4 protein-coding genes are annotated in these 5,355 nt (G+C 57.1%); 1 reads left to right on the top strand and 3 read right to left on the bottom strand.

Annotated features, from left to right (window positions below; genetic code table 11):
* On the top strand, positions 1-1,007 hold a 1,007-nt coding region (locus tag PPP56_RS10455; protein WP_353563990.1), incomplete at its 5' end, for a DEAD/DEAH box helicase.
* Positions 1,008-1,709: 702 nt separating this feature from the next.
* Here the strand turns inward: PPP56_RS10455 and PPP56_RS10450 are convergent.
* The 3 genes from PPP56_RS10450 to PPP56_RS10440 all read right to left on the bottom strand — a co-directional run.
* A complete protein-coding gene (locus tag PPP56_RS10450; protein ID WP_353563989.1) occupies positions 1,710-2,210 on the bottom strand; it encodes a GIY-YIG nuclease family protein in 501 nt (166 codons plus the stop codon).
* A gap of 113 nt (positions 2,211-2,323) precedes the next feature.
* A complete protein-coding gene (locus tag PPP56_RS10445) occupies positions 2,324-3,766 on the bottom strand; it encodes an NAD-dependent malic enzyme (protein ID WP_353563988.1) in 1,443 nt (480 codons plus the stop codon).
* A gap of 138 nt (positions 3,767-3,904) precedes the next feature.
* The coding region (locus tag PPP56_RS10440) for a S1 RNA-binding domain-containing protein (protein WP_353563987.1) at positions 3,905-5,355 on the bottom strand (1,451 nt) is incomplete at its 5' end.

Here is a 5,355-nt window from a genome sequence, read left to right as displayed (position 1 = left end):
TAGAATGCACGCTCGCTGAACTCAAGAACGACGTTTCATCTGATACCGCGACGCTTGATCGCTACTTTGCCCGTCGTAACCTGCGCTTCCACGATGTCTACCTTGACACCTTGATTGGCCCCGCCGTGGGACGGTTGCAGTCGAAGCGCGCCCAGCATCGGGGCACACACGGCACGGCCGTCCGCAACCACCAGATGCTTGTCATCTGCATGAGCAACCGCCACGCCGCCGACGTGCTCGACTTCATGCAGCGCCGCTACGGCTGGCTGTCGGTGACGCGTATCGGGCAGGACGTGCCGCCGCAGGAGCGCGAGGAGCGCCTGGATGCGTACCGCAACGGCGAGGTGGATGTGATGGTGCAGGTAGACATGATCGGTGAGGGCACCGATATCAAGTCAATTAGTGTGATTGCGAAGCTTGACCTGGTGAGTGCGCGCTCGAAGTGTCTGCAGCAGATCTTTCGAGGGATGCGCTATTTTGCGCCCTGGTCGGAGAAAGCGAACGTATGCGATGTGTTTACTTCAGGCGACCTGGGGCTGTCGGATACGCTCAACTGGATGACGCGTGAGGTGCAAGAAGGGATACGCACGCGCAAGGAGACCGGCAACCGCACCGCCCCTGAGAAGACGACGGAGGACAGCGACCGCAGCGGCTGGGCGATGCAGCGCGTGAGCGAGGGTTCGTTTGAGACGCACCGTGTAGAGATGGAGGGTTCTGGGCGCCTGCGTGTGCGCAGCGAGTCATTCAACGGAAGCCGCTCGGCGCGTCCAAATGGGGCCGGTATGGACATCAAGGCCCGTGAGGAGGAGCTCCGCAAAGAGTGCAGTGAACTGGCTTCCTCTCTTGCCTATCTGCTACAGGACCGGGGCAAATCGATTCACATCCGGGACGTGCACCAGAAGGCCAAGGAGCGGTTTCGGGTGAAGCAGGCAGATATGAGTATTCAGCAGCTGGAGAAGAAAAAGAAGTGGCTAACACGCTGTACACAGATGAAGCGGCTATTTTAGCCGTCGAGTGCTCGTAGATGGATTTGGGAGGTGACGTTTGATACCAGCACCTCTACAGGAATAGTTTCAGAAGGAAAAGTTGCGATGCCGTGCTGTATCTTCCCCTCCCCCAGGGTGTCGCTATCGATAAAACGGTGTCCGGGTTGCTATACCTGTAATTAAGACTACTGCGGTTTTTACCGTCAATCCTGGTTTGTGTACTTCACCTTTCAGAGTATACAAATCAGGATGCTATTCAGGCTGTTTCAATTTTTTGCAATAACAGCTTTATGCGCTGAAGTAAAGAGCGTCCGAGTGGATTACGACAGCGATTGGCTATTACTCTGGTGCGAGGTATCCTGGCTCTCACCGTAACAATATCCGGTGGCGGTTCGATGATAAGTGATTGTCGTGTAGCTGACACTATCGGATTCGGCTCAGCCCCCTCTGTCTACCAAGTTTCGCCGCAGGCGTGATCCTGTGGGCGCCTCCCCCCTCTCCCCCCTCTCTCCCTTTAGCTAAGGAATAGGACTCCAGCACGAGTCTGCGGGGAGACCGAGACGAAGCTGCAATTTACAAGGGCCTTATCACTTAGCTCACTTAGCGACTCATCTACTACCTGTATCCTAATAGTCTAACAGCTGATTTGTGTATCTTTACTTTATAGATGGTGCACAAATCAGCTTCTTTGAAAATAACAAACGATTATTGCAATAACGGATATTAAGCTATATGTTCTGCGCCAATCCACTCGACCGACTCGTTGGAGCCGCTTCCTACCAGCGTAAACTCAATCTGTTTGCGGACCGGCCGCCAGCACGCTTTCTCTGCCCTCCCCCACCGCACAAAGTGCGCACAGCACCCGCAGTCGGAGCTACCCAGTCCCTTCTTGGGAACGGAGGTGCTGTCAGCATCCAGTAACGCACGGGCCCACGGGCATTCGCGTTTCGTATCTGCATAGCTCACCCATACGCCCTGCAGGCGACAGACATCACGTATATAGTCAATATGCCAGTGAAGCCCGTGGTCGGTGCGGGCATGGCGTCGCACCCGGGCTGCCACTCCCCCCGGTCCAAAGGCACTACCTACATAGAGATAATACCCTCGATGAAGTAGCACATCCCCCTTCGCCCCCGCCTGAACCTGCTCTTTCTGCTCCAGCGTAAGACAGAGAACGTACGTTCCCTGCTCGTCCCGAAGCGGTGAATTGGCGTTGTCTCGCAACGTAGTCTCTGGTATGGGATACAAGATGTGGTCTCTGCGCCCTCTCTGGCACTCGGATCGGGCAGCTACCTGAAAACTTTCTACGCGGGCTGCACTTCCGTTTCAGATGCTTCTTAAGCCAGCTCTTTTTCAGAAACCATCTCGCGTGTACGCGCCACACCATCTTTCTGCGCGGCCTCGTACACGGCTGTGGCTACACGGTCAACCACCGTGCTGTCAAACACGCTGGGAACGATGTAGTCTGCTGTAAGGCTCTCTTCCTTGATCGTGTTCGCTACAGCATACGCCGCCGCCAGCTTCATGTTATCAGTAATATCAGTCGCCCGGCACTCCAGCGCGCCCTTGAACATCCCCGGAAAGCACAGCACATTGTTGATCTGGTTCGGATAGTCACTTCGCCCGGTTGCCATGACTGCCACGTGCGGGTACGCCTTCTCGGGGCGAATTTCTGGCTCCGGGTTTGCCATCGCAAACACGATTGGGTCATCGGCCATCCGGTGCAGGTCGTCCACGTCGATAACGTTGGGACCCGACAGCCCAATGAAGACATCTGCATCTTCCATGACTTCGCTGAGCGATCCGGATATGTTCTGTGGATTCGTCTGGGCTGCGTACGCCCGCTTGGCCGGGTTCAGATCGGTACGGTCACGCGTGACCGTGCCCTGTCGATCTACACCGATGATGTTCTCAACGCCCATGTTCTGCAGCATGTGCGTAACCGCCGTGCCTGCTGCGCCGATACCGACAAGCACCACCTTCAACGCCTCAGGCGTTTTGTCGACAATCTTAAGCGCATTGATCAGTGCAGCCACCGCTACAACCGCTGTTCCGTGCTGATCGTCGTGAAACACGGGAATGTCAAGCCGCTCTCGGAGACGGTCTTCAATCTCGAAGCAGCGGGGGGCGCCAATGTCTTCCAGGTTAATCGCTCCAAAGACCGGTGCCATGCGCACCACTGTCTCAACGATTTCATCAACATCGGTCGTGTCGAGGCAGATGGGAAAGCCGTTAACGCCTGCAAACTCCTTCAAGAGCTGCGCCTTCCCCTCCATGACGGGGATAGCCGCCTCCGGACCGATATTCCCCAACCCCAGCACAGCCGTGCCGTCTGACACAACGGCAACCGTGTTGCTCTTGATCGTGAGGCGGTGCGCATCGTCAGGCTTGTCGTGAATCGCGCTGCATACGCGAGCAACGCCCGGCGTGTATGCCATCGAGAGCTGGTCACGTGTGCGCAGCGGCACTTTGCTGCTCACTTCGATCTTACCCCCGAGATGTAAGAGGAAAGTCCGGTCGGATACGTCAACGACACGCACGCCTTTGATCGACTCAAGATGGACGATGATCTGACGTGCGTGGTCATCGCTTCGCGTGTTGATCGTGATGTCACGCACAAGTACGGTTTCGCGGGCGCGTACAATGTCAATCGCTCCGATGTTGCCTCCGTTGGCTCCGATTGCTGAGGTCACCTCAGCCAACATACCCGGCTTATTCTCAAGGGCAATCCGTGCCGTAATCGAGTTACTGGCCGTTGGTGTATATTCGTCTGCATGCATAAAACAAAAGGGCTATAGGGTGGGATAGCGGATGCACCGCGTCATAAGAAAAGAGATGCTTGCTTCGGCAGGCGACAACAGAAAGGGGCAGCTCCCACAGGAAGCTGCCCCCTACTGCTTGGTGTTCTACGTAATGCGCTATGCGTTGTCGATCTCGTCGAGCGCGTCTTCGAGGTCTTCGGCGTACGCGGGGCCGATGCCATCGATTTCTTCGAAGTCATCGTAGTCGCGCAGCTCAGCCAGCGAGTTCACGCCAGACGACTTCAGACGCTCCGCATGCGGAAAGTCAGCCGGAAATCCAGCTTCCTCGTCGAATGCTTCTTCGTCTTCAGGCGCGTCGGCGGCGTCTTCATCTTCGGCAGCAGCCTCCATCTCTTCTGCGATCTCGGCTTCGCGCGCAGCGGCCTGTTCGGCAGCCTGCATCTCGCGCTTCAGATCACCCAGGCCACTGAGTTCGCCCAGCGTAGTCGGTCCGGATGTCGGATCGTCGCTTCCGCCCGACGAGGACGTCTGGGTCTTCTCGGTGTACTGGTCGACAGCCTGACGGCGCTCTTGCTTCTCGCGGCGCTCTTCCTGGCGCTCGCGACGCTTCTCGGCCTGGCGCTCCTGGCGCTCCTTGGCCGTTTCGCTGAGCACGATGTCTTTGCGGCTCTTGTCGAACCGGATGACGCGCAGCTCAAGCTCGTCGCCTTCGAAGTAGTGGTTCTGGAAGTCGCGCGGACCGTTCTTGAGCTCGCTGCCCGGCACGAACGCTTCCACGTCAAGCGGCAGTTCGACCACGAGGCCTTTGTCTTCCACGCGGACAACTTCGCCTTCCGTATCGGTGCCTTCGTCGTAGGCGCTCTCAAACTGATCCCACGGATTCGTCTTCACCTGCTTGTGTCCAAGCGAGATGCGACGACGGTCTTCGTCAATGTTGAGGATCTGCACATCCATGTCCTGGCCCTTCTTGACCATATCGCCCGGATGGCGCACCTTCTTCGTCCACGACAGGTCGCTGATGTGAACCAGCCCGTCGATGCCCGGCTCAATCTCGACGAAAACGCCGAAGTTGGTGATGTTGCGCACGGTACCAGTGAGCACCGTTCCGGCCGGGTAGCGATCGCTGATGCCGTCCCATGGGTCGGGCTCCAGCTGCTTCATGCCAAGGGAGATCTTCTTATCCTCCTCGTCGATGTTGAGGATCTTGACCTCAACGAGCTGCCCGAGCGAGACCATCTGGCTGGGATGGTTGATGTGGCGCGTCCACGACATTTCGCTAATGTGGACCAGCCCCTCAATGCCTTTCTCCAGCTCTACAAAGGCACCGTAGTTGGTGATCGAGACGACCTTGCCTTCGACCGTTTCGCCTTCGTCGTACTTCTCGCCGATGTTATCCCACGGATGCGGCTGAAGCTGCTTCAGACCGAGCGAGATGCGCTGGCGCTCTTCTTCGTAATCGAGAACAACAACCTGAATCTCCTGATCAAGCTCAACCACCTCACTTGGGTGCGACACGCGTCCCCATGAAAGGTCGGTGATGTGGAGGAGTCCGTCAACGCCGCCAAGGTCGATGAAGACCCCGAAGTCGACGATGTTCTTCACGGTAC

Source organism: Longimonas sp. (genome assembly GCF_040409695.1).
Taxonomy (GTDB): Bacteria; Bacteroidota; Rhodothermia; order Rhodothermales; family Salinibacteraceae; genus Longimonas.
This window is presented reverse-complemented; position numbering and strand designations above follow the sequence as displayed.